18 protein-coding genes and 1 tRNA gene are annotated in these 25,307 nt (G+C 44.5%); 17 read left to right on the top strand and 2 right to left on the bottom strand.

The window, feature by feature from the left end; genetic code table 11:
- Nucleotides 1-510 precede the first annotated feature (510 nt).
- The 6 genes from G7Y39_RS06180 to G7Y39_RS06155 all read left to right on the top strand — a co-directional run bounded on the left by G7Y39_RS06180 (nt 511) and on the right by G7Y39_RS06155 (nt 9,646).
- Nucleotides 511-583 (top strand) — tRNA-Gly (locus tag G7Y39_RS06180).
- A gap of 142 nt (nt 584-725) precedes the next feature.
- Entirely contained in the window at nt 726-1,493 is a 768-nt protein-coding gene (gene argB / locus G7Y39_RS06175) for an acetylglutamate kinase (protein WP_165156107.1), read from the top strand.
- A 477-nt stretch (nt 1,494-1,970) separates the two neighbouring features.
- Nucleotides 1,971-5,171 carry a SusC/RagA family TonB-linked outer membrane protein gene (locus G7Y39_RS06170; RefSeq protein WP_165156105.1) on the top strand — a complete coding sequence of 1,067 codons (3,201 nt, stop codon included), beginning with the start codon at nt 1,971-1,973 and terminating at the stop codon, nt 5,169-5,171.
- Between the two features lie 30 nt (nt 5,172-5,201).
- Nucleotides 5,202-6,722 carry a SusD/RagB family nutrient-binding outer membrane lipoprotein gene (locus G7Y39_RS06165; RefSeq protein WP_165156103.1) on the top strand — a complete coding sequence of 507 codons (1,521 nt, stop codon included), beginning with the start codon at nt 5,202-5,204 and terminating at the stop codon, nt 6,720-6,722.
- Between the two features lie 133 nt (nt 6,723-6,855).
- Nucleotides 6,856-8,325, top strand: a complete 1,470-nt coding sequence (locus tag G7Y39_RS06160; RefSeq protein ID WP_165156101.1) for an ATP-binding cassette domain-containing protein — start codon at nt 6,856-6,858, stop codon at nt 8,323-8,325.
- Between the two features lie 127 nt (nt 8,326-8,452).
- Entirely contained in the window at nt 8,453-9,646 is a 1,194-nt protein-coding gene (locus tag G7Y39_RS06155) for a site-specific integrase (protein WP_165156099.1), read from the top strand.
- 50 nt (nt 9,647-9,696) lie between these two features.
- Here the strand turns inward: G7Y39_RS06155 and G7Y39_RS06150 are convergent, their stop codons facing one another.
- A complete protein-coding gene (locus G7Y39_RS06150) occupies nt 9,697-11,226 on the bottom strand; it encodes a SusD/RagB family nutrient-binding outer membrane lipoprotein (protein ID WP_165156097.1) in 1,530 nt (509 codons plus the stop codon).
- 15 nt (nt 11,227-11,241) lie between these two features.
- Entirely contained in the window at nt 11,242-14,415 is a 3,174-nt protein-coding gene (locus tag G7Y39_RS06145; protein WP_165156095.1) for a SusC/RagA family TonB-linked outer membrane protein, read from the bottom strand.
- Nucleotides 14,416-14,967: 552 nt separating this feature from the next.
- Between G7Y39_RS06145 and G7Y39_RS06140 the strand changes: the two genes are divergently transcribed.
- The 11 genes from G7Y39_RS06140 (at nt 14,968) to smpB (ending at nt 25,306) form a co-directional block, all read left to right on the top strand.
- Nucleotides 14,968-16,239 carry a replication-associated recombination protein A gene (locus G7Y39_RS06140; protein WP_165156093.1) on the top strand — a complete coding sequence of 424 codons (1,272 nt, stop codon included), beginning with the start codon at nt 14,968-14,970 and terminating at the stop codon, nt 16,237-16,239.
- Between the two features lie 99 nt (nt 16,240-16,338).
- Nucleotides 16,339-17,406 (top strand): 3-phosphoserine/phosphohydroxythreonine transaminase, encoded by a 1,068-nt coding sequence (gene serC / locus G7Y39_RS06135; RefSeq protein WP_165156091.1) that lies wholly within the window; start codon nt 16,339-16,341, stop codon nt 17,404-17,406.
- A 17-nt stretch (nt 17,407-17,423) separates the two neighbouring features.
- A complete protein-coding gene (locus G7Y39_RS06130; protein WP_165156089.1) occupies nt 17,424-18,347 on the top strand; it encodes an NAD(P)-dependent oxidoreductase in 924 nt (307 codons plus the stop codon).
- Nucleotides 18,348-18,359: 12 nt separating this feature from the next.
- Complete coding sequence (locus G7Y39_RS06125) at nt 18,360-19,607, top strand: DUF1015 domain-containing protein (protein ID WP_165156087.1); 1,248 nt, start codon at nt 18,360-18,362, stop codon at nt 19,605-19,607.
- Between the two features lie 351 nt (nt 19,608-19,958).
- Nucleotides 19,959-20,495 carry an RNA polymerase sigma factor gene (locus G7Y39_RS06120; protein WP_165156085.1) on the top strand — a complete coding sequence of 179 codons (537 nt, stop codon included), beginning with the start codon at nt 19,959-19,961 and terminating at the stop codon, nt 20,493-20,495.
- On the top strand, nt 20,492-21,763 hold the full coding sequence (locus G7Y39_RS06115) for a porin family protein (protein ID WP_165156083.1): 1,272 nt from the start codon (nt 20,492-20,494) through the stop codon (nt 21,761-21,763). The genes G7Y39_RS06120 and G7Y39_RS06115 overlap by 4 nt, the downstream gene beginning before the upstream one ends.
- 73 nt (nt 21,764-21,836) lie before the next feature.
- A complete protein-coding gene (locus G7Y39_RS06110; RefSeq protein WP_241159969.1) occupies nt 21,837-22,586 on the top strand; it encodes a hypothetical protein in 750 nt (249 codons plus the stop codon).
- 125 nt (nt 22,587-22,711) lie between these two features.
- Nucleotides 22,712-23,473 carry a hypothetical protein gene (locus tag G7Y39_RS06105; RefSeq protein ID WP_165156079.1) on the top strand — a complete coding sequence of 254 codons (762 nt, stop codon included), beginning with the start codon at nt 22,712-22,714 and terminating at the stop codon, nt 23,471-23,473.
- Between the two features lie 5 nt (nt 23,474-23,478).
- Nucleotides 23,479-24,228, top strand: coding sequence for a hypothetical protein (locus tag G7Y39_RS06100; protein WP_165156077.1), 750 nt, complete (start codon nt 23,479-23,481; stop codon nt 24,226-24,228).
- A 35-nt stretch (nt 24,229-24,263) separates the two neighbouring features.
- The gene (locus tag G7Y39_RS06095) at nt 24,264-24,830 is read left to right on the top strand and encodes a YIP1 family protein (RefSeq protein ID WP_165156075.1); all 567 of its coding nucleotides are present in this window, start codon (nt 24,264-24,266) and stop codon (nt 24,828-24,830) included.
- 14 nt (nt 24,831-24,844) lie between these two features.
- Complete coding sequence (gene smpB / locus G7Y39_RS06090; protein ID WP_165156073.1) at nt 24,845-25,306, top strand: SsrA-binding protein SmpB; 462 nt, start codon at nt 24,845-24,847, stop codon at nt 25,304-25,306.
- The last annotated feature ends 1 nt before the right edge of the window (nt 25,307 follow it).

Raw genomic sequence — 25,307 nt, 5'->3', positions numbered from 1 at the left:
AGGAATAAAGGTTTTTTGATGACAGATGCCTTTTGCGGGAAGGCGAAAATAGAGGGAAAAGGAAGGCGGGAATAGCCTATTTTGCCGTTTTTCGGGGATATGAATAGGCATTGCGGGGAGTTTATGATCCAACGGAGAGGTGTTTATGACGGCGTTGTAAGTTACTTCCGATCGCGATTCATATTGTTTTCGGCCGGAAACTTGGGTGTATTCGGGTGAAAAGCTTGTTATATCCGGATGAAAAGTCGCTGGTTTGTCCGTCCGCGACCAGCAGGAGAGGAGATTTCTCGCTAGCATGAACCGGCTAAAATCCATAGTGATCTGTCTGATAGGTTGTTGTGAAAAAATATTCTCAAATTTGGAAGCAAGCCGTACCTTGTCTCGAAATAATCGATTCTCCGGAAGTTTCGATTACAAAGTGTCAAAATGACAATTTGGATACGATTGCCTTAATTTTTCTCCCGAAAACCTTGCTTACAGAAAAATAATAGCTATATTCGCGTTCGCAATGCGGTAGTAGCTCAGTTGGTAGAGCATCAGCTTCCCAAGCTGAGGGTCACGAGTTCGAGCCTCGCCTACCGCTCTGTACCGATAATCAGGCGGCCGTATAGCGATTATACGGCCGTTTTTTTTGTTATCCGGAGGCTCTTGTGTCTGTTTATCGGGAAGAAGGCGTGGCATGTTGGAAGGATTCATCTATAATATAATGTAATAATGTATAGGAAATGGAAAAACTAATCTTGATAAAGGTAGGAGGGAGGATCGTTGAGGAAGAAGAAACGCTTCGTCAGCTGTTGAATGATTTCGCCGCTATCGAAGGATATAAGGTGTTGGTGCATGGGGGAGGACGCTCGGCTACCAAACTTGCCGCCCGATTGGGTATTGAGAGTAAGATGGTGAATGGCCGTCGTATTACGGATGCCGAGACGCTGAAGATCGTGACGATGGTTTATGGCGGACTGGTGAATAAGCATATTGTCGCCGGCCTGCAAGCTTTAGGCGTGAACGCTTTAGGATTGACCGGAGCGGATATGAATTTGATGCGTTCGGACAAGCGTCCCGTGAAAGAGGTGGATTATGGTTTCGTCGGAGACGTGAGGGAAGTGAACGCTGATTTGTTAGCCGCCTTGATCCACCAAGGAATCGTTCCGGTATTGGCTCCTCTTACACACGATAAGCAGGGAAACCTGTTAAATACGAACGCGGATACGATAGCGGGAGAGGCCGCGAAAGCGTTGGCGAGATACTTCGAGGTAACCTTGATGTTCTGCTTTGAGAAAAAGGGAGTTCTATTGGATGCGAACGATGACGAGAGCGTGATTCCGGAAATTGACCGGGAAGCGTTTGATAAATATGTGGAACAAGGCGTTATCCAAGGGGGCATGATCCCGAAGCTGGAAAACGCTTACCAAGCGATAGATGCAGGGGTGAAGCAAGTGGTCATTACGCAAGCCTCGGAAATCCACCAGGGTAAAGGAACAATCGTTTTTTAAGGCAGGTGGCTGTGCCAAAATGGGACGGACCTGCCACACATTGATATTCGTTTATTGGGGAGGAAACCTAATTTATGAAAAACGGTTTCCTTTAGGATCACAAGGAAAAATGTGATAAAAGTAATGAACTATAGAAATTAACCCTCCTTTTTTTACTAATGTTCATAAATTTATTAAAATGACATTCAAAACCCGTATATTTTTTATTTTGGAGAGGAAGATAAGCTAAAAAATAGCAACAAGAAGGTTTATTTTGTGATATTATGATATTTTCACAGTGATAAAATGTTTGTTTTTAATCTCTGTAAATATCTTTTTGTGCCCCAAAGTGGTATTGTAATAACATTAAATTGTGTATTTATTTGTTTTTAACGAAAAATATTTTGTACATTTGCGGCGTGAAGGTTGTGTTGATTCTTGATAAATTATGAAAAACGTTTTTAGAAAATAATTAATTGTTAAACAAAGAGTGTGTTTATGAAAAGATTGACTTTTGTATTGTTATGCTTGTTTATAAGCATAGGAGTCGTAACGGCACAGACGATGAAGATAACAGGGCATGTTATATCATCGGAAGATCAGCAACCCGTGATCGGTGCGGCGGTTGTTGTGAAAGGCACTACGATCGGTACGGTTACGGATTTTGAAGGTAACTTCACCTTGGATGTGCCAGGAGACGCTAAGACGATTTTTATCTCTTACGTGGGATTGAAAACGAAGGAAGTGGCGGTAGCTCCGGTGTTGAATATCGTGTTAGACTCGGATTCCAAGGCGTTGGATGAGGTGGTCGTAACCGCCATGGGTTTGACCCGCGAGAAGAAATCATTGGGTTATGCGCTGCAGGAAGTAAAATCGGAGGATATAACGAAAGCGGGACAGATGAATGTCGCTAATTCGTTGTCCGGAAAGGTTGCCGGAGTGCAAGTCACCGCTCAAGGCGGACAAATCGGCGCTTCGCAGAATATCGTGATCCGTGGAAACTCTTCCTTCGGAAATAACCAGCCTCTTATCGTTGTGGACGGTGTGCCCATGACGAACGATAACCCTACAGGTAGCTCTGTTATCTTGGGATCGGGATTGAATGATATCAATACGGAGGATATTGAGTCTATCTCTGTCTTGAAGGGAGGTTCCGCCGCCCTTTATGGTATGCGTGCCGGTAACGGTGTTATTTTGATTACGACGAAGTCGGGGAAAAAAGACAAAGGCGTTTCGGTAAGTTATGATGGCGATATTACGATGGATCGTATTTATAACTTGCCGGGTTTGCAGAATAAGTACGGACAAGGTTACTATGGCTCTGAGTTTGATTGGAAGGCCAGCGGTTTCGATGGCTCTTATCAGGATTTCGCCTCTTCTATGGGATATTCTTACGCGGATGGAAATGGTAGCGGTGTTAATGATAACGCGGATGAGTCTTGGGGACCTCGCCTGGATATCGGTTTGCAATTGCCTCAATTTAATAGCCCCGTGGTGAATGGGGTTCGGCAGGCTACTCCATGGATTTCTCATCCGGATAACATTAAGGATTTCTTCCAGACCGGTTACTCTACGAGCCATACGATCAGCTTGACTGCCGCTACGGAAAAATCGTCTACTCGTGCCTCTATCTCTTATCGAGGCCAAGAGGGTACGACCCCGAATACGGATATGCAGCGCTACGCGGCCTCCTTGAATACGAAGATGAACTTTAATAAATACGTGGAGTTTGATCTTTCCGCCAACTTCGTACGTACGACCAGCGGTAATCTTCCGGCTACCGGTTATGACGGGGCCAATGTCTTGCAGTCCTTGTTGCAATGGCACGGCCGCCAAATCGATATGGACGACCTGAAGGCGAATTGGGATCAGAAAGATGAGACCGGCGCTTATACGCACTATAACTGGCAACAATCCTATGCCAACAATCCTTATTGGGTGTTGAACAAGAACTTGAACAAATATAAACGCGATCGTATGTTCGGTAAATCTTCTTTGTGGTATAAGCCGACGGATTGGTTGAAGTTCGAGGGACGTATCGGCTTGGATACCTATTTCTCCAGTCAGTTGTCTAACGTTGAATGGAGTATCGATTACCCGGATGGCTATTTCCGCGATTACGATCGTAGGACAACGGAGATAAATGCGGATTTCATCGCTTACTTTGACAAGCAGTTTGGTGATTTTCATGTGAACGCGTTGGCTGGCGCCAATTACCGTGATTATGATTACTTCCTTAAAGCTATCGGCGCGGATGAGCTGACCGTTCCGGGGCTTTATACGGTAGCGAATGCCAGAGGTTCGGTATATGCGTCGGAGAATCACGAGACACGCCGTTCCAACTCGGTTTACGCCAATGCTTCAATTGGCTGGAGGAATCAAGCGTACGTGGATATCAGTGTTCGTAATGATTGGGATTCTACGATTAAGGATGCGTTCTTTTATCCGTCGTTCAGCGCGAGCTGGATCATGACCGAGACCTTCCCTTCCTTGACGGAATCCGATTGGTTGAACTTCTTGAAGTTGCGGGGCGGTTGGGCGAAGATTGGTTCCGCTACGGATCCTTATTTATCGAACGCCTATTATTCGGTTCTTTCCGCTCCGTTTAATGGAACAAGCTTGTATTATAATCCGACCACTTTCCCCGCCACTCATTTACGTCCGGAGATGGTGAAGACTTGGGAGGTCGGCGCGGAGGCTAATTTATTGCGGAACCGTTTGCACCTGGATGTAGCCTACTACCAGAAAACGACAACAGACCAGATCATGAAGGCGCGTGTTTCTACATCTACCGGTTATCGTTCGATGATGATCAATGCCGGCGAGATCAGTAATAAAGGTGTCGAGCTTCAATTGAGTGGTGATATTATCCAGAATAAGGATGGTTTCAACTGGACAGCTACCTTGAACTGGTCTAAGGATAAATCGAAGATTGTGGAGTTGTACACGGATCCGACAACAGGAGAGTCCTTGGATGCTTATGAGATCGGTTCTAGTTGGAGTTGCTACAACTACGCGAAACCCGGCAGGAGTTGGGGTACTTTGGTGGGTACAGGTTTTGTGTATGATGAGGATGGCGCTATCTTGGTTAGAGATGGTATGCCAATGTACGAGGAGAACAAGGAAATCGGTGATGTGACCCCGGATTGGTTAATGGGCTTCAACAATGAGTTCTCTTATAAGAACTTGAGTTTTGGTTTCTTGTTGGATTTCCGTAAGGGTGGCGATATATATTCAATCTCTCAGGCGTTTGGTACCTATACCGGTATCTATGACTTCACGGCAGAGGGAGATCTTCGTGAGAACGGTGTTATTGCCGGACAGAACGTAATGACCGACAAGGTGTTCAAGAACGAGGATGGCTCTATCAATAATACGGCGGTTAGCGCTGAGGACTTCTTCGGCAACTATTATACGATCTGCGAGATGGCCGTGGTGGATGGTTCTTTCTTGAAATTGCGTGAGGCTCATTTGACATATACATTCCCGCAGTCTATCTTGAAAAAGACGAAATATTTGAAGGCGGCTCATGTATCATTGGTAGGGACGAACCTTGCGTTGCTTTGGGTACATAAATCGAACCAGATCCATTTGGATCCGGAGTCTACGACGGGTGCGGCAAATGCAGATGTCGGTTTTGAGTCCAATTCTTATCCTCCTTCTCGCAGCTTTGGACTGAAAGTGGGTGTGACATTCTAAAAGTATCATTTATAGTCATAATATAGAAAGATGAAAAAATATATTAAAAATATAAGTACGGCGTGTGTGGCCTTGTCTTCATTGTTCATGGTAGGATGTACGGATTCCTTCGAGGAAGTGAACACGGATCCTGATAATGCGGAAAATGCCCCGACCGAGAATTTGTTGGCATATTCCTTATATAACACTTCCTATCGTTTTTATGATCGTTGGTTCGCTATGGATGAACCTATGTCGTTTGGTGGGTATGTAGCCAAGATGAGTTATATAGACGAGTCCCGTTATCAGTTCCGTCCGGGTGTGCAAGATACGAACTGGGAGCATATTTACCGTGTGCTCAACAATGTGATGGATATTCAAAGACGTTCGGAGGCTTCCCCGAATATGTTGAACGTGGCTAAGGTGTTGGAGGCGCACGTGATCCAGATCGCTACGGATCGTTGGCGCGATGTTCCCTATTCTGACGCTGTCAAGATGGCCGATGGCGTGCTGACCCCGAAGTATGATAAGCAAGAGGATATTTATCCGGCTTTGCTGGCGAAGTTGAAAGAGGCGGCTGATGGATTCGCGGCCGGTGGCGACGATGATATTAGTGGTGGAGACTTGTTGTTTCACGGCGATATGCTGAAGTGGCAGAAGTATTGCAACTCCTTGCGTTTGCGTTTAGCGATCCGTATCTCCGAGGTAAGTCCGGCTTTGGCCCGGCAGACTGTGGAAGAGGTGCTGGCCGATCCTGCTAATTACCCGATCATGGAGGATAACGATGACAATGCGTTCTTCTGGTGGTTGGAAGGCGATGGCAATTACTACGAGCCGATCGCTGACGCGTACCGTACACGTAAGAGTGAGTTCTGTTGTTCCGACGTGATGGTGAATTATTTGTTGGAGAACAAAGACCCGCGTATCTCGGTTTATTGTGAGCCGACACCGTCTAGCCAAACTCCTCCTTCCGAGGGTGATACGGAGAGCGATTATACGGACGGAACCCCGGTTTATCGCGGTTATACGATCGGGGCGACCACTAATCCTCCTTCTCGCCTTTATTCCGTATGGGGGAAGCGGTTCGGTATCGATTTAGGTGGTTTCTCTCCTTATATGCGTGTAGCTGAGGTTTATTTCCATATCGCGGAGGCTGCGAAACTGGGATATAACACGAAGGGTGTGACCGCGGAGGAGGCTTATAACAAGGCGGTTCGCTTTTCTTTGGAGGAAAATGGCGTAGCGGAAGGTGATATAGAGGCTTATATGGCGGGTGCCGGTAAGTTTAAGGACGACATGAAGCAAATCTGGTATGAGGAGTGGGTGGCAATGTTCAAGCAAGCCATGGAAGGATGGTCTTTGTATCGTCGTACGGGTGTTCCCGAGACTCATTATATCGCTCCGGGACGTGCCACTAAATATGCGAATCATAATGTGCCTCCGTTCCGTTCTCCTTATCCGAATACGGAGCTTTCGTTGAACAAAACAAATAACGCGCCGTTTAACGCCGAGGTTGTAGATAATTTTTGGGGCAAACAAATGTGGTGGGATACACGTACAGGCGTTCATTAACTACTAGTTAATATAGACATACCAAGTGCCTGTATACTATAGGGGGACTGCTCGCGAGGAGTAGTCCCCTTTTTGCCAGTATGCTGTCATTCTTAAATAAACTATGTACCTTTGTTTAATTTATTTAGAAAATATGCAAAAAGAAGGAAAGATGGTCATCCGTATCAAGAATATCGTTACCCGTTTGCCGGAATTACGGTTTACGGCACCCGTGAACTGGCGGATTGATGAAGGACAGCAATGGGCCGTGATAGGCCCGAATGGCGCAGGAAAAACGTTGATCGCAGACATTATGCAACGGAAATTCGCGTTTAAGGAAGGGGAGGTTGTATTCGCTGGAGACGGAAAAGTCCGTGATTTTATCAAATGTGTGGCGTTTAAAGATATATATTCATTGGTGGATTGCCGGAATTCTTATTATCAACAACGTTGGCATTCGACAGAGACAGATGAGATACCTACTGTCGAGGAGTTGTTGAAGGAATATGCCGGTTCTGATGATTTAGCGAAGATATTGACTTTTTTCGGTATAGAGGATTTATTGCCTAAGCGGTTGATCTTCTTATCAAGTGGCGAATTACGAAAAATCTTGATTGTCCGTACGTTGCTTAGTCGTCCTCGTGTCTTGATTTTAGATAATCCTTTTATCGGCTTAGACGCTCCATCCCGGGATTTATTGGCAGAGACGCTGGGGCAGATGATAAATTTGAATGGGGTGCAGCTCGTTCTGTTGTTATCTAATCCCCATGACATACCGGCTGTGGTCACGCATGTATTGCCTATCCATGATCGTACTTGCTTGCCTCCGCTGACTCGAGAGGCGTTTATGTCGGATGCGGAATTAATCGCCCGTCTTTTTCCAACGGAAGGGATTCATGCGTGCGAGGAAGTTGGTAAGGTCCGTTTACCTGTGGATATGAACAAAACAGCCTCTTCCCACGAGGTGACTTTACGTATGGAACGTGTAAGGATACGCTATGGCAGCCGCACGATCTTGAAAGACTTGGATTGGGAAATCAAGAACGGAGAGAAGTGGGCGTTACTCGGTCCGAATGGCTCCGGTAAATCCACCTTGCTGAGTTTGGTGTATGCGGACAATCCCCAGTCGTATGCGAATACGTTGTATTTGTTTGATAGAAAGAGAGGTTCCGGGGAAAGTATTTGGGATATCAAGAAGCGTATCGGATATGTATCGCCGGAGATGCACTTATATTATAAAGAGAATGTCTCTGCCTTGAATATTGTGGGTTCCGGCTTTTTCGATTCGATCGGTTTGTTTCGTAAGTGTAATGCCGAACAAGAAACGGTAGCCTTGGAGTGGATGAATGTCTTTGGTATCGGACATTTGAAAGACCGTTTATTCCTGACCTTATCGTCGGGAGAACAACGTTTGGCTTTATTAGCGAGAACCTTCGTGAAAGATCCCGATTTAATTATATTAGATGAGCCTCTCCACGGTCTGGACGTGAGCAATAAGAAAAAGGCGGCTGCTATTATCGAGCAATTCTGCGATCGTCCGGGGAAAACCTTGATTTACGTAACCCATTACTCGCATGAGGTGCCTGCATGCGTGGATAAGCGTTTCGATTTAGTGAAAATTTAGCGGATAAATCGGGTGTTATACCCGATACTAGGTAATCCGTGATAACAAACTTTTAGTTTGTAGATTGTGCTACAAAGAATTTATTAGTGTTCCTTAGTGTTTACAACCGATAATATATAAATGTGCCATGGAAAAAGTAATTTACAACTTAGTGTTTAATCGAAAAAAGCAATTGAACGCGGAAGGAAAAGCTTTGATTCAAGTAGAGGCCTATTTGAATAGGCAAAAGAGGTATTTTTCAACGAAAGTTTATGTGAAACCTTGTCAATGGGACAACAAAAGACGTTCCATAAAGAATCATCCGAATAGGGATGTGCTAAACCAGTATCTTCAGAACTATATTATGGAGTTGGAGAGAGATGAGTTGGAGAAGAGACAGGCGAATGACGGTTTCTCGTTGAAGGATCTGTGCGAGAAGAGCTCTCCGACACCAACGTCTCCCTCGTTTCTTGTTTTTATGCGTGAGGAAGTCTTACACAGTAATTTGAAAAAATCGACATTGAAAAACCATTTGTCCACTTTGCATATTTTATCTGTATACAAGAAGGAGGTCCTATTTAAAGATATTAATTTCAATTTTTTATGCGATTTTGAATATTTCTTATTGAAGCAGGAGTATCATCGAAATACGATCGCTAAACATATGAAGCATTTGAAACGATATATCAACTTGGCGATTAATAAGGAATTGTTCGAGTTACACAAATATCCTTTTCGGAAATATAAGATTAAGTATCAAGAGAGTAAGCGTACCCATTTAACTCCTGAGGAGTTGGGTCGTTTGGAAAACTTAAAGCTGGATGGACAGCGTACACTGCGTCGATGTCTGGATATGTTTTTATTTAGTTGCTACACGGGACTACGCTTCTCTGACATAGTAAGTATAACGAAAGAGAATTTTTTGATTATTGATGATAAGGTTTGGCTGGTTTATTCATCGATGAAGACAGACGTGAGCGTCCGTTTACCGTTATTTCTTTTGTTCGAGGGCAAATCTTTACCTATTTATGAGCGATATAAGAATGCTCCGAGAACCCTGTTTGGTATTTCCTTATCCTCTAATTCAAACGTGAATAAGCAATTACACCGGATCAGCCAATTGGCAGGTATTGACAAGAAGGTCACTTTCCACGCCGCCCGGCATACGAACGCTACCTTATTATTATATAATGGGGCGAACATAACTACGGTACAGAAGTTGCTAGGGCATAAAAGCGTTCGTACGACTGAGATCTATAGCAATATCATGGATATGACGATTGTCCGCGATCTGGAGAAGATTGAGACACAATTTCAGTTTAGTCAGAATACGGATTTATGAGAAAGGGATATCTCCTTTCGGAAACATCCCTTTATGCATTTATAGATCGATTAGCGAGATCCGCCAGCCCACCATACGTTTTCGGTAAATACATACTGACCATCGCCATAAGCAGCCTGTATGTTAGGATTAGTCGTAGTATCATCGTTACCATACGGACATCTTAACGGGAACTTACCCGGATTTTGCAAGTCATAAATATCCTCACCCAAGCTCTTCAAACGACGTACGTCATTATAGCACTCGGTAGACTCTCCATCTGCGTTCCAGAAAGAGATATATTTCTGAATCATCGTCTCCTTCAAAGGATTAGCATCGAATAGGGGCGCGACATTCTCGTCGAAGTAAGAAGCAGCCTCCTCTGGTGTCACCTCATTTGTTACATTCAAGAAATCTTCCCAATAATCGGAAGCAAGGGCAGACTTGATATTGACCTCCATATTAGCCATACCCGCGACAACCGCCTCTTTTAACACCGCTTTTGCCTCCTCTTTACGATTTAAACGACACAAAGCCTCTGTTTTCAAGAACAATACCTCATGATAACTTAAGATATGAGTCGGAGCGGTTTGAGCGGCACAGAACATGGAAACAGTATATTCTAACTGACTTTGCACCAAATCACCATTATGAGCAAGATTCAATAATGGATCATCTTTAGAAGCAATCATCGTTTGGCTGTTAGCTTCCACATAGCAACGTCTGATACGAGGATCCTTACGTTCATTCAATTTATCAAACATACTTCGGCTGGCTACTTCTCCTAAACGAGAATAGAATACTCCGAAAAATGGGTTGATATTAACACCCACACCATACATGGCATAGCTACATTGCTCGGCCGCCGAGGTGTATGATTTGGAAACATAATCCAACACCTTTTCCATATCTCCCTTAACATCGGCGCTACGTCCCATCAAGCGCATCGTATAACGAGCCTTTAAGCCATAGGCTGTCTTTAGCCAAGCCGAAGCGTCGCCTTTATAAATCAAATCTTGATTAGACAGACTCGTCAGATCCGATTTCTGAAGATCTTCAATTGCGGCATCCACATAGGCCATGATATCCTTGTAAATCTCCTCTTGTTTGTCGATAGCGGGAGTCATAGATACTGTATAGTCACAGGCCTCTTTCCAAGGAGTATCACCATACATGTCTGTCAAGATCGCCAAATTGTAAGCTACGAAAAGTTCCGCGATGCCTTTTGTCAGGAAGTCCTGCTCTTCTTCTGCGATTTTGACAGAGATCAACGCATCTTTCAGTGTCGAATAGGTTCCCCCCCATGAGTTATTAAAGGTAGAAGCCGATGTACAAGAAGAACGAGTTTCCGCATAGTAGAACTGGTTATGTGAACCGGTCTCATGCTCTACATACATACCACCATATAAATTGAAATCGCCGCTAACCACGTTAAACGCGGTAGAAGTCATGACATCCGTAAGGATCATCTTAGCGGGAACTGCCGTGGTATGATTATGATCTTTGTTGATCTCATCCATCTTATCCTCAGAGCAAGAGACCCAGGCTGCGGTGAAAACAACTCCCGTCAATAAATTTTTTGAGATATTTTGAAGTTTCATCTTTTGTTTCCTTTATTAGAATTTCACATTTAAACCGAAGCCATAGCTCGAAGCACCTGGCATAGAAAAGCGCTCGAAGCCACCGCCCATATTATTATTACCTTGAGAAGCCTCAGGATCCAACCCTTTTAACTCAGACCAAAGAATGATATTTCTGGCAAAAACATTTAAGTTCACGTTGATGCCATTCTTATCCCATACCGGATAACTAACAGACAACTCACGTAGTTTCAAGAAACCACTGTCATAAATACCTGCTTCGGAAATAAGCGTCATACGGTCGTAATAAGATAAAGCGTCTTCACTTCTGATATCTATGTCGTTAGCTACATAGGAACCATCTTCCAACTGCTTAACAGCCGGATGACTAAAACGGAAAGTCTCGGTCGTACGACTTTCAACAGACTCCATGCTCGTACCATAATAGTTCAACGTGTTCAACGTACCGCTATACATCTGTCCACCACACTTCCAATCGAATGTAGCGCCGATGCGGAATTTATAGATCTCAAAATTGGTATTGAAACCCAAGATGAAATCCGGGGAAACCCTACCGATCACACCCTCACTACCGATCTGAGGCAAGCCATCTTCGTCTACGACAATATCACCGTTGTCATTGCGCAAGAAAGTCGTACCATAGATTACAGGGAATTTATCGCCAATATTCGCACGTACCTGCGGATCAACGAAACCTCCCAAGAAAATACTCTCTACACCCGGAGCCAGCTCATCTACGCAGTTATCGATCTTAGAGAAATTAAATGCCATATCCCATTTAAAATTCTTCGTATGGATCGGATTGATCCCCAACGTAATCTCATGAGCGTTCGTATGGATAGCGCCACCATTGGTTACCAATTCTGCGGAGCCTGTAGAACCAGCCAAAGGAACCTCAAATATCTGATCTTTCACATTCTGCCGAGAGAAGGTATAGTTCAGCGAGAACAGGCCATTCAAGAAGATCAGATCCATACCTAACTCATAAGACTTCGTGTTCTGAGGTTTCAAATTCGGATCATACACACGCGCATATGGAGTGAACGCCGTAATTCCGCTCATCGGATACTGTATAGGCGTAGAACCATAAAAACCACCGCCGTAAACCGGTGTAGTATAATAAGAATCATAATAATCTCCAGCCTGTCCTACTTCGGCGTAAGAAGCACGCAATTTCCCATAAGTCAAGACCGTATTCTTCAAGGGCTCCAATTCCGTGAAAATCCAACCCAAGGAAACAGACGGATAAGTGAACGAACGGTTGTTACGAGGCATATTAGATACAATATCGTTACGAACAGTTGCGCTGAAGTAAACCATGTTCGCGTAAGACAATGAGACGCTAGCAAAGTTACCAACCGTGCGTTTTCGGCGTAATGACTCGGATGCTATCATAGTCGTAGCATTATCTATATGATTCCAACCCGGGAAGTTATAATTCGCACCATAAGACTCGTAAAATTTCCGCTGATTCTCCACTAATTCATTACCGACAAGGGCATCGAACAACCAGTTTTCATTGATATTCCAAGTATATGCTGCGGTCAACAAAGCGTTCAACTCCGTGATTGAGTATCCATAGTGATCGATCTCTCCATAACCATTTGTGTGTCCATAACCCCAAGAATCCGTATAATGAGTCGTGTAAGAGTCCACACCCAATTGATACTTGACATCCAATTTGTGATTATCGGTATTGAACTTCGTAGAATACTTCAAATAAGTATTTCCAAAGAAACGTTGTGAACGTTCTAAAAACTCGTTATTATCTACCGCCCAATAAGCTCCGTCAAAGCCAGATGTGTTACGGAATGTATTTTGTGTATACGGGTCGCCCTCAATATGACTGGGGATACCGGCTAAATCGTAGCTAGAAGGCGCTCCGTAAACAGTAGCTAAGATTCCATCATTGGCACTGGACTGCTTGCTGATCTTCGAATTTACATAGGTGCCGGTAAATCCGGTAGACCAGTTCATGTGTAATTGAGCTTCGGCACTCATTTTTGCGTTGTACCGGTCCATACCCGTATTTGGAATAATACCATCTTGCGTAGTATTACCGATCGAGAAAGAATAGTTGCCCTTATCAAAAGCCTGAGCCACATTCGCAGAGTTACTCCATGTCGTACCCACATTGAAAAAATCCTTGATATTGTCGTAAGCTTGCGGCTGAGCCCAAGGGTCTAATCCTGCTGCGGCACGCTGAGGTACATAATACATACCCTCATGCTTACCATATCGCTTGGTAAACTCATTATCCGTGTTACCTCCATAAGTCGGATCGTTAGGCAGTTCGCTGATTAGCGGTCCCCAAGAAGTTGAAGCATACGGGCTATACTTGCCATTCGTACCCTGCGCATACACTTTTTGATATTCAGGCACCGTTGAGACCTTGTCAAAAGATAAGCTTGTATTAAAAGCGACCTGGGGTTTCCCTTTACGGGCTCCCTTGCCACTTTTGGTCGTAATAACAATTACTCCATTTGTAGCACGCATACCATACAAGGCAGATGCAGCCTGTCCTTTTAATATATTAATGCTTTCAATATCGTTGGGGTCGATATCCACCGCACGAGATGCAAAGTCCGTGCCGGAAATAGAACTGCCGGTGTCCACATCGGCAGTTGAAGCGACAGGCATACCGTCAATCACATACAAAGGAGTATTATCCCCTGTGAAAGATCTAGAACCGCGAATCGTGATCTTGGAAGAGGCACCCGGCATACCGGAAGAAGGAGAAATCTCCACTCCGGAAACCTTACCTTGTAACGCACCGGACAAACTGGTGTTAGCTCCTTTCGTCAATTCTTCTGCTTTCACATCCTGAACCGCATAACCTAAAGCCTTCTTTTCCTTTGAGATTCCCATAGCCGTAACCACGACCTCATCCAAGTTTTGGGTATCAGCCAATAGTTTTACATTTACATGGGAAGTGGCCGTAACTTCTTGAGATTTCATGCCGATGTATGAAATAATCAATTGCTTACCATTCGCGGGTACTTCCAGTTCAAAGTTACCATCAAAATCCGTGATTGTTCCCACGGTTGTCCCTTTTACGATAATAGAGGCACCGATCACCGGCTCTCCATCTTCTCCAATCACCTTGCCGGTAACCTTCGAGATCTGTGCTGAAACCACACCTGCACTCAATGCAAGAAATAGTGGCACAGAAGTCAACTTTTTCTTCATAAATACGCTTATTTATTAACTATATACTTAAAAATGCTCTCTCTGCATTTTAATGGTTGATTAACCAAGTTCATTCAGAACTACTTTATTTTATGTTTTACGACATACCTAAATGAAAAACGGCTGCAAAAGTATAAATTATACCCGTAAAAAACAACAAATTGTCATTATTATGATCTATTTTCTTCATTTTTTTAATTGTTAACGCTGTTAAATCATAACTTAATCACTGTTTCTCAGGCATTATGATAATGCGAAGGATTTCTTTCGGATGGGCGTTACTTGGAGTGACCTTCCCTTATCCCATTTCCTTGGCAGGTTTGTGGGTTTTATATGGAAGTATAGATCATCTAATAATTGGTGCATGATCATCCACCGACTGTTGTTAAATTATTATTGTCATAATGTTAGCAAGTTGCATGTATAAAAGTGCATTTGCAGGGGTTGCTCTTTCATTATGTCGCCATTTCCTGTTGTTTAACATTCTTTTTATACGATAAATTTCTTGACTTATCCTTTGAAAAGTAAATAAAATGTCCGACTTTTGCTTCCATGATGAGTCAACCATTAGCAGAGAGATTGCGTCCGAAGACGTTGGATGATTATATCGGACAGAAGCACCTGGTAGGCCAGGGAGCCGTGTTGAGAAAGATGATTGATGCGGGGCGGGTTCCCTCCTTTATATTGTGGGGGCCGCCGGGAGTCGGGAAGACTACCTTGGCGCAGATCATAGCGAATAAGTTGGATGCGCCTTTTTATACGTTAAGCGCGATCAGTTCGGGAGTGAAGGACGTGCGGGAGGTTATAGAGAAGGCCAAGAGCAATCGCTTCTTCAATACGGTATCGCCGATATTGTTTATAGATGAGATACATCGGTTCAGTAAGTCGCAGCAAGACTCATTGCTGAACGCCGTAGAGACGGGCGTGGTGACGCTGATCGGGGCAACCACGGAGAATCCCTCGTTCGAGGTAATCCGTCCGTTGTTATCCCGTTGCCAGGTGTATGTGTTGAAGTCTTTGGACAAGGATGACTTGCTTACGCTATTGCATAAGGCGATCGCCGAGGATGTCGTTCTGAGGGATAAAAACATAAGGCTGACGGAAACGGATGCCATGTTACGTTATTCGGGCGGAGACGCACGGAAGTTGCTGAATATATTGGAACTGGTGGTGTCTGCCGAGGAGAGTAACGATATTGAGATTTTGGATGGGAAGGTAGTGGAGAGGCTGCAGGAGAACCCAGCGGCGTATGATAAGGGAGGAGAGATGCATTACGATATAATCTCCGCTTTTATCAAGTCGATCCGGGGGAGCGATCCCGATGGTGCCATTTATTGGCTCGCCCGTATGGTGGCCGGGGGGGAAGACCCTGAGTTTATCGCACGGCGGTTAGTGATCTCCGCTTCCGAGGATATCGGATTGGCGAATCCGAATGCGCTTTTGCTGGCGAACGCCTGTTTTGATGCTTTGAAGAAGATCGGTTGGCCGGAGGGTCGGATCATCTTGGCCGAGACGACCGTTTATCTGGCTTGCAGCCCGAAAAGTAATTCGGCCTATATGGCGATCAGCGACGCTTTGGCACTTGTTAACCGTACCGGGAATTTACCCGTACCGCTTCATTTACGCAATGCGCCTACTAAACTAATGGCTGAATTGGAGTATGGCAAGGAATATAAATATGCGCACGACTACGAAAATCATTTTGTAAAGCAAGAGTATCTTCCGGAGGAAATTTTAGACGAGCGTTTGTGGAAGGGGCAGGAAAATCCGGCTGAACACAAACTAATTGAGCAAATGAGGCGTCTTTGGGGAGACCGTTTTTAATTTACATATTCTGATTGTAAATTAAAAATGCCCGGAAAATGTCGGCAAATGAGAAAAACAGTTACTTTATTTATAATAACATTCTAAAAAGACATTGGTATGAAGAAGCACAATTTTTATGCAGGTCCTTCTATCTTGAGCGAGTATACAATTAAGAATACAGCCGCTGCGGTAGAAAATTTTGCGGGTATGGGGTTATCTCTTCTTGAGATTTCTCATAGAAGTAAGGAGTTTGTAGCCGTAAACGGCGAGGCACGTGCGTTGATCAAGGAATTACTGGATGTGCCGGCAGGCTATGAGGTTGTGTTCATGGGCGGTGGCGCCAGTATGCAGTTCTGTATGGTCCCTTACAATCTGTTGAATAAGAAAGCCTCTTATTTGGATACTGGAACTTGGGCTTCAAACGCTATCAAAGAAGCTAAATTGTTTGGAGAGGTAGACGTTGTCGCCTCTTCGAAAGACAAGAACTATACCTATATCCCGAAAGATTATACGATCGCTGACGACTCGGATTATTTCCATTTTACCTCTAATAATACGATTTATGGAACAGAGATGCGTAAGGACCCGGACGTGAAACAACGTTTGGTTTGCGATATGTCTTCTGATATTTTCTCTCGTCCGATTGATATCTCCAAATATGATATTATCTACGCGGGCGCTCAAAAGAACTTGGCTCCTGCTGGCGTGACTTTGGCTATCGTTCGTGTGGACGCCTTAGGACATGTAGACCGTCAGATCCCGACTATGTTGAACTACGCTACCCATATCAAGAAGGATTCTATGTTCAATACTCCTCCCGTATTGCCTGTCTACGCAGCTTTGCAGACCTTGAAATGGTATAAGGAGCAAGGTGGTATCGCCGCTATGGAGAAGAAGGATCTTGAGAACGCGGCGATCTTATACGATGAGATCGATCGCAACAAGTTGTTCCGCGGTACGGTTGCGGAGGAAGACCGTTCGATCATGAATGTTTGTTTCGTGATGAATGACGAGTATAAGGAGTTGGAGGATGAGTTCAGCAAATATGCTACTGCCGCAGGTATGGTCGGTATCAAGGGACACCGTTCGGTAGGTGGTTTCCGCGCTTCTCTTTATAACGCTATGCCGAGGAGTAGCGTAGAGGCTTTGGTCGCTTGTATGAAAGAGTTCGAGAAACAACATTAATGAGGGAGGATTCAGACATGGCTAAGATAGTAGTTGCTACAGAGAAACCTTTCGCCGTTGTCGCTGTGAAAGGTATCCGCGAGGTAGTGGAAGCCGCTGGTATGGAACTGGCTCTTTTAGAAAAATATACAGAGAAGGCTCAATTGCTGGATGCGGTTAGGGATGCCGATGCCATGATTATCCGTAGCGATAAGGTGGACGCTGAGGTATTGGATGCCGCTAAGAACCTGAAGATCGTGGTTCGTGCCGGTGCGGGGTATGATAACGTGGACTTGGACGCGGCTACCGCCCGTAAGGTATGCGTGATGAATACACCGGGCCAAAACGCTAACGCTGTCGCTGAATTGGTATTCGGTATGTTGGTGTACGGGGTTCGTAATTCCTATAACGGTACTTCTGGAACGGAGTTGAAAGGAAAGAAATTGGGTATCTTGGCTTATGGAAACGTGGGTCGTAACGTGGCTCGTATCGCTAAAGGCTTTGGCATGGAGGTTTACGCTTACGACGCATTCTGTCCGGCTTCCGCGATCGAGGCTGATGGGGTGAAGGCTGTGGCTTCTACAGCAGACTTGTTCAAGACCTGCCAGATCGTTTCTTTGCACATCCCGGCTACGGCCGAGACGAGGGGTTCTATCAATTTTGAGTTGATGAATTCCATGCCGAAGGAAGCAATCGTTGTGAATACGGCTCGTAAGGAGGTGATGGATGAGGCTGGTATCGCTAAGATGTTGGAGGAACGTCCGGACTTCAAGTATTTGACAGATATTATGCCCGCTATCCATGCGGAATTGGTCGAGAAATATGCCGGTCGTTATTTCAGTACCCCGAAAAAGATGGGTGCCCAGACCGCCGAGGCTAATATCAACGCAGGTATTGCCGCTGCCAAGCAGATCGTTGATTTCTTGGTGGATGGCAATGAAAAGTATCGGGTTAATAAATAATAGTTAATTACCATGGCAAAAATAAAACCTTTCAAGGGAGTCCGTCCGCCCAAAGAATTTATAGAGGAAGTGGCTTCTCGTCCGTATGACGTATTGAACTCGCAAGAAGCTCGTGCGGAAGCGGAAGGAAACGAGAAATCCCTTTACCACATCATTAAACCGGAAATCGATTTCCCGGAAGGGACGGATGAGCATGATCCGGCTGTATACCTGAAGGCTGCCGCTAATTTCAATGATTTTCAGGAAAAAGGTTGGTTGGTTCAAGATCAGAAAGAATGTTACTATGTCTATGCCCAAACCATGAATGGCAAGACCCAATATGGGTTGGTAGTCGGGGCTTATGTTCCCGATTATATGAATGGCACGATCAAGAAACATGAGCTGACCCGTCGTGACAAAGAAGAGGATCGTATGAAACACGTACGTGTCAACAACGCTAATATCGAGCCGGTATTCTTTGCTTATCCCGACAACTCAGAGTTAGACGCTATCGTAATGAAATATACGGCCCGTGAGCCCGAATATAATTTCGTCGCGAAACTAGATGGTTTCGGCCATACGTTTTGGATTATCGATGAGGATAAGGACATCACCCGCATCACGGAGTTATTCGGGGAGATGCCTGCGTTGTACATCGCCGACGGACATCATCGTTCCGCCGCCGCCGCTTTGGTAGGCGCGGAGAAGGCCAAGCAAAACCCGGATCATAAGGGAGATGAGGAGTATAATTATTTCATGGCTGTTTGCTTCCCGGCCAACCAATTGACCATTATCGATTACAACCGTGTGGTAAAAGATTTGAACGGCTTGACCGAGAAACAATTCGTTGAGAAACTAACGAAAAACTTTGTGGTGGAGGAGAAAGGCGCTGATATCTACAAACCGGGTGCCTTGCACAATTTCTCCCTGTATTTAGGAGGGAAATGGTATTCCTTGATCGCTAAGCCCGGTACCTACGATGATAATGATCCAATAGGCGTGTTGGATGTCACGATCTCTTCGAACTTGATTTTGGATGAGATTTTAGGCATTAAGGATTTGCGTTCGGACAAGCGGATCGATTTCGTGGGAGGTATCCGTGGTCTGGGCGAGTTGAAACGTCGTGTGGATAGCGGTGAGATGAAGGTTGCCTTGGCTTTGTATCCCGTTACGATGAAGCAATTGATGGATATCGCCGATACGGGTAACATTATGCCGCCGAAGACAACTTGGTTCGAACCGAAGCTTCGTTCCGGTTTGGTTATCCATAAATTGGATTAGGAAGAATTTTCCTTCTTTCCTGGAAAGAGGAGTACAATCCTCCCAAAAAAGTATCTTAGGTGTATCAACTGATGCACCTAAGATACTTTTGCTTTATACTTAAGATACTCAGCCCACGCACTTAGAATACTTAATCTACACACCTGACATTTGAAAAAAAGTGAGCATACTCCGCGTATTAACATGGAAATTCATAAGAACATCTTATCTTTGCAAATGTTCCGTGAGGGCGGGCCGGAGGTGTCCGCCCTGTTCATGAAATAATTTTTCTGCGGAATGCAGCGTTTATTTATTTATTTACATCCTACTATTGTACAGTCTCCGGAAGGGAGACGTTCAAGGCACGACTGAATGAATGAGCAACAACTGATAGAGGGTTGTCGGAAGGGGGAGAGACGAGCTCAAAAAGAGCTTTATGATGCATATTCCCGAAAAATGATGGGAGTTTGTCTTCGTTATGTTAACGACAGGGAAACGGCTCGTGATTTGTTGCAGGATGGCTTCGTGAAAATCTTTACCAGTATAGACTCCTATACAGGGAGTGGTTCATTCGAGGGGTGGATGCGGAAGATCTTTGTTAATTGTGCGTTGGAATATCTGCGAAAGTCGGATGTGTTGCGAGAAGCGACTGATCTTGACAATACGGCGGAACTGATTCAACCCGATAGTTCGGTTATCTCGGACATGTCGGCAGCTGAGTTGATGAGTCTAGTGGAGGAGTTGCCGGTTGGCTTTCGTACCGTATTCAATATGTTTGCGATAGAGGGATATTCTCATAAGGAGATCAGTGAGATGTTGAACATAACAGAGAGTACTTCCCGTTCTCAATATACCCGTGCCAAGCAGTTATTACAACGTAGAATTAACGCATTGTTTGAGATAAGATGAGTGAAAAGGAAAGAGATATATGGGATGATGCGATCCAATCGAAACTAGAGGATTTCGAGGTGGATACGCTACTCGGCGATTGGGAGGCTATAGCTGATCGATTGCCAGAAAAGGCTCCGGTTCCTTTGCGTCGTACGCTTCGCTACTGGGTTTCCGCCGCCGTGATCTCCTTATTGATCGTGTCGGGTGGTATCTATTTATATGACAGGGAGATGGAAGATCTGCCTATAGCCCGAGAAATACAGTCTTCACGAGAACCGACATCCATGGATACTCCGGTTGTTCCGGTAGAGAAAACGATGGAGCAAGCGTCTGTACCAGCGGCTATTCCTGCTACTACGGCCATGAAGGCAAAAATGGCATTTGGGGCGGCCAAGGTGGAAGTTAAGGCTAGGATGGCAGCGTTCCGGCAGAATGTAGAGAGTACGGAGGATCGGCCTATTTCTGAGTCGAGGGTAATATCTGCTGATAGATCGGCGAATGAGGAAGATGCCGTTGAAACGGAGGCTGAGAGGACTAATGATGAGGAGATCGTTGTTCTCAAGAATGACGTACTTGTTGCGGATGCTACTCCTGTTTCTAAAAGGAAGCCGGAGAAGATCGTATCCCGGAAATGGGGGTTCGGTATGGGAGGTGGAGGCCTTTCTATGGGCGCTGATAATTTAGTGCCTCAGTATGTGACGAATAGCAGCGTGTTGAAGAGTGAGAATCTGCTGAGCTTAAATGCCTTCGATGCGGAGAAGAAAGATCCTGCTAAGACGGATATTCATCATAAGGCCCCCATTGGGGTGGGTATCTCAATCAGTCGTTATTTGAATAACCGTTTTTCTTTGCAGACAGGACTGACTTATTCTTACTTAAGATCAGAGTGGAGTACGAATAATACGTATCATATAGAGAATGATCAACGATTGCATTTTATTGGAATTCCATTATCTTTGACTTATAAGATTGCGGAATGGAATCGTTTTATGTTTTACGCCTCTGCCGGAGGAATGACCGAAGTGAATGTTGCTGGTAAACGTAGGATGAAATTATTCTCGGATGAGGTAGAAATCGCAAGGCAAAGCGAACCTACTCGAATGAAAGAATGGTTATGGTCTGTAAATGCCCGTGCTGGTGTAAGTTATCCGATTATCCGTTTTGTAAGCGCTTTTGCTGAGGTGGGAGCCGGCTATTATTTTGATAATGGTAGCGAGATCGAAACGATCCATTCGGAGAAGCCGTTTAACATGAGTCTTCAGTTCGGATTTCGTTTTGGTTTTTAATGTTTGATAAACAGTGTAAATACAAATGCTTAAAATAGATAAACAGAAAATGAAAGTTTTAAAATTAATGGGAATGGCTGCGGTTGCTGCCTTGTTATTTACTTCTTGCTTGGGTGAAGGGAATAATAGTTTTACGAACTCCGGCTTTGGTGTGGGGGCTGTGTCTGAAGGCTCCTATAAGCCCGTATTGAATACTGTTTTTGGTGCGTTGTATTCGCCTACGGCTACGGTATTGCCTGATGTATGTTATTATGCTTCTTTCGAGGTTGATTTAAATTTACCGGAGAATGCGAATGTGGCTACTAACGGCTATTATACGGCGACTATCTCGGGGTTGCAGGAGGTTGTAAAAGGAAGTATGGACTTTTATTCAGTAATAGATACTGCAACTTTGTTGAACGATAAGGAGATGGAGATAACCAATATGACTTCTGGCGGTTATATTGATAAATATCTGTTTTTAGGGGTTGCCTACAATGCTCGTAAGGATCAGTCCAATCGCTACCGTTTGTTCTGGAATCAATCTACGCTGGAGGAGACGGTGACGAAAGAAGATGGAATTCCTACTTACAGCCTTTTCTTGCGTGCGGAAAGAGTAAGCGATGGAAGTGGGTCGACAGAAACTTCTACTTCCGACTTCCAAGCGTTCAAGATTGGTGATGTGTTGGAGCCGGTCATGAAGAAAGAAGGAAATGCAGGTGCGGATAAGTTCAACCTAAAGATCAATTACCTAAGTAGCATCAATGAGAAGGATAGCACGGATCTAACATGGAAGTCTATGAAAATAGAGTGTCCTACGATCAAACCCAACGAGAAGAAATAAGAACTTCCTGCTTTGCTCTTATAGAGGGAGGCTCCCAAGAGTTTTTCATAGAAACTTTTGGGAGTTTTTTCTGTCTATATGGCTAAAGATCGTATCTTTGCGTACTTCAAGAGGAGTATTGTGAAATGAGATACAAGAATTTAATAGGGTTTGTCTTGATGGCTGTTATCGTGAGTCTGTTTACTTCTTGCCTGAAAGACATAAATAACGTATATAATCCGGGAACGACCGCCGCTGTAGTCCGTCAACATGGAGATAGTGCGTTGATGATGGCTAATACCCGGTTCGGTTGGATCTACACGACAAAACTGAGTTCATACTCGGAGGGTAAATGTTTGTTGGTGAGCTTTGATTACGATCCGAGCCTGCCAGAGAATACGGATGCGGAACAAAAGGGATATTTTACAGTAACATTGCAAGGGGTAACCGCAGTTTCTCAGCAAAATGCGGATAAACCGCTTACGGATACGCTTGCGTTGTTAACAAATGAGCAACCGGTGCTTGCGGTTAATCCAAATGATTCTGCTTTGTTCGTTAAATTAGAAGACTATTTATTTCTGCCCTCGGTTTGTTGGACAACGGAAGGTCGGACCTTGAATTGGCAGCTGACTTATGACCCGGCTCAAAAGGCTGCTGTTGAAAATCGGAAATCCATTTATTCCTTATATTTACGGGCTGTTGCTACGACCGGTAAGCCGGAGGACAAGGCTGAAGAGGCTATCGCGGTTATCAATGCCTTTAATTTGGCGAACTTTATCAAGGATAAGCGAGAACAAGGTGAACGTGATGCGGATATGTATGTTCGGATTCATTATATCGATCGAATTAATCCGAAAGATAGTACCCGGTTCGGATGGGGAGTAACAGATCCTTTACTTATAAACTAAAGAAGATGGGAACGCGAATCATATATGGCTTATTTTTATCCTTGTTTTTATCGATGACCTCTTGTATGGGAGATGGAAGTAATACCATCAATTATCATCGGGTAGGGGTGATACGTGAGAATCCTATGCGGTGTATCTATACGGCGGATGATCAAGGGAATATCTTTATCGTCTCTTCCTCTGAGTTTGAGAACCGGACGGATTTGAAAGATGGTGACTGCTGCGTGGTTGATTTCAAGACGAATTTTAGCGAAGCATTGGGTAATGGTGTTTACGACGCTGAGATTTATAAGTATGACTCGGTCGCGGTATGGCCTTTGCATGAGACATTGACTGACACGGCGATTGTATTGGACAAGGAGTGTCTGGTTACGCTGGACTTTAAGAAAAGTATTTATTTGGAGGGACGTTTCTTCTTGCAAACCCAACATGTAAATCATCAGGTTGATCAAAAGGATATTTTCAATTTATCCTATGACTCAGATCAGAAGGTGGAAGAAGACAGTACCGGACAACGGATCTATAACCTATATCTCCGGGTAATCCAAGAGGGGGGTACCGGCGATTCCTCCAGGTGGATCAATACGACTGCTTTTACGATCGATAGGTTTTTGGACCAAGCCAAAGTGATCGAGAGCCGTGAGGGGCAAAGTGTGATAAATTTTAAAATAAATTATGCCGAACGCTATAATGCGGATACAACCGCATGCGTTTGGGGGGCTACCGACGTATTTACGTTGCGTTTTACGAATTAAATATATACTTTTGCTATCTAAAAAAGCAAATAGAAATGTATAAGGAGATATTCAGATGGGTAATCGCTATCATCTCACAGCCGGCGAAAGCGTGGGTTTTGTTAGCGAAAAAAGGAGAGAAGCATGAGGAGTTCTTATCCCGATTCGTGTATCCATTGATCGGCTTCGTTACCGTTGCGGCCTTTCTGGGCGTATTGTTTACGCGGAAGGAGTTTGATTTAGAGCTGGCCTTGAAGTCGTCTATCCGGACATTGGTGTCCTCGTTCGGAGGTTTTTACCTGGGGGCCTATCTGATGAACGAGATATGGCAAGGTTTATTTAAGCGGGAGAAGGATTTGAAACTGTGGTTGCGCTTCGTCGGGTATTCCTCGTCGTTGATGTTCGCTTTGAATATCGTATTGATGTTGCTTCCTGAATTTTTCTTCTTGCGGATATTTATCCTTTATACATTTTATATTGTTTGGGAAGGCGCTGGCCTTTACATGGGAGTCGAGGAGAAGATCCGTCTGAAGTTCGTAGGATTTACAACCGCCATAATATTACTGACTCCGGCAGTAATCGAGGTTTTGTTATCGATGCTGATGCCCGGTTTGAGCTTTTGACAGAATAACACAAGATGAAAGAGAGGATTAGTAATAACATACAGATAAAGAATAAGCGGGCGACGTTCGATTACGAGTTGCTCGATACATTTACGGCCGGGATCGTACTGACCGGAACGGAGATTAAATCGATCCGTTTAGGGAAGGCGAGTTTGGTAGATACGTTTTGTATCGTGGAAAAAGGGGAACTGTGGGTGAAGAATATGTACATCGCCGAATATTTTTACGGTACGTACAATAATCACAACGCACGGTGGGACCGGAAATTACTTCTCACCAAAAAGGAATTACGAAAGATCGAGGGTGCGGTTCGTGCCAGTGGTTTTACGATCGTTCCCACTCGTTTGTTTATCAATGAGAAGGGATTGGCGAAAGTGGTTGTCGCGATCGCACGGGGTAAAAAGGAATATGATAAGCGAGACTCCATCCGGGAACGTGACGACCGACGGGAGATGGATCGGGTTTTCAAACGATAAG

It is taken from the genome of Parabacteroides sp. ZJ-118 (genome assembly GCF_011038785.1).
GTDB lineage: Bacteria > Bacteroidota > Bacteroidia > Bacteroidales > Tannerellaceae > Parabacteroides.
The sequence above is the reverse complement of the archived record's forward strand: the minus strand, read 5'-3'. Positions and strand labels throughout refer to the sequence as shown.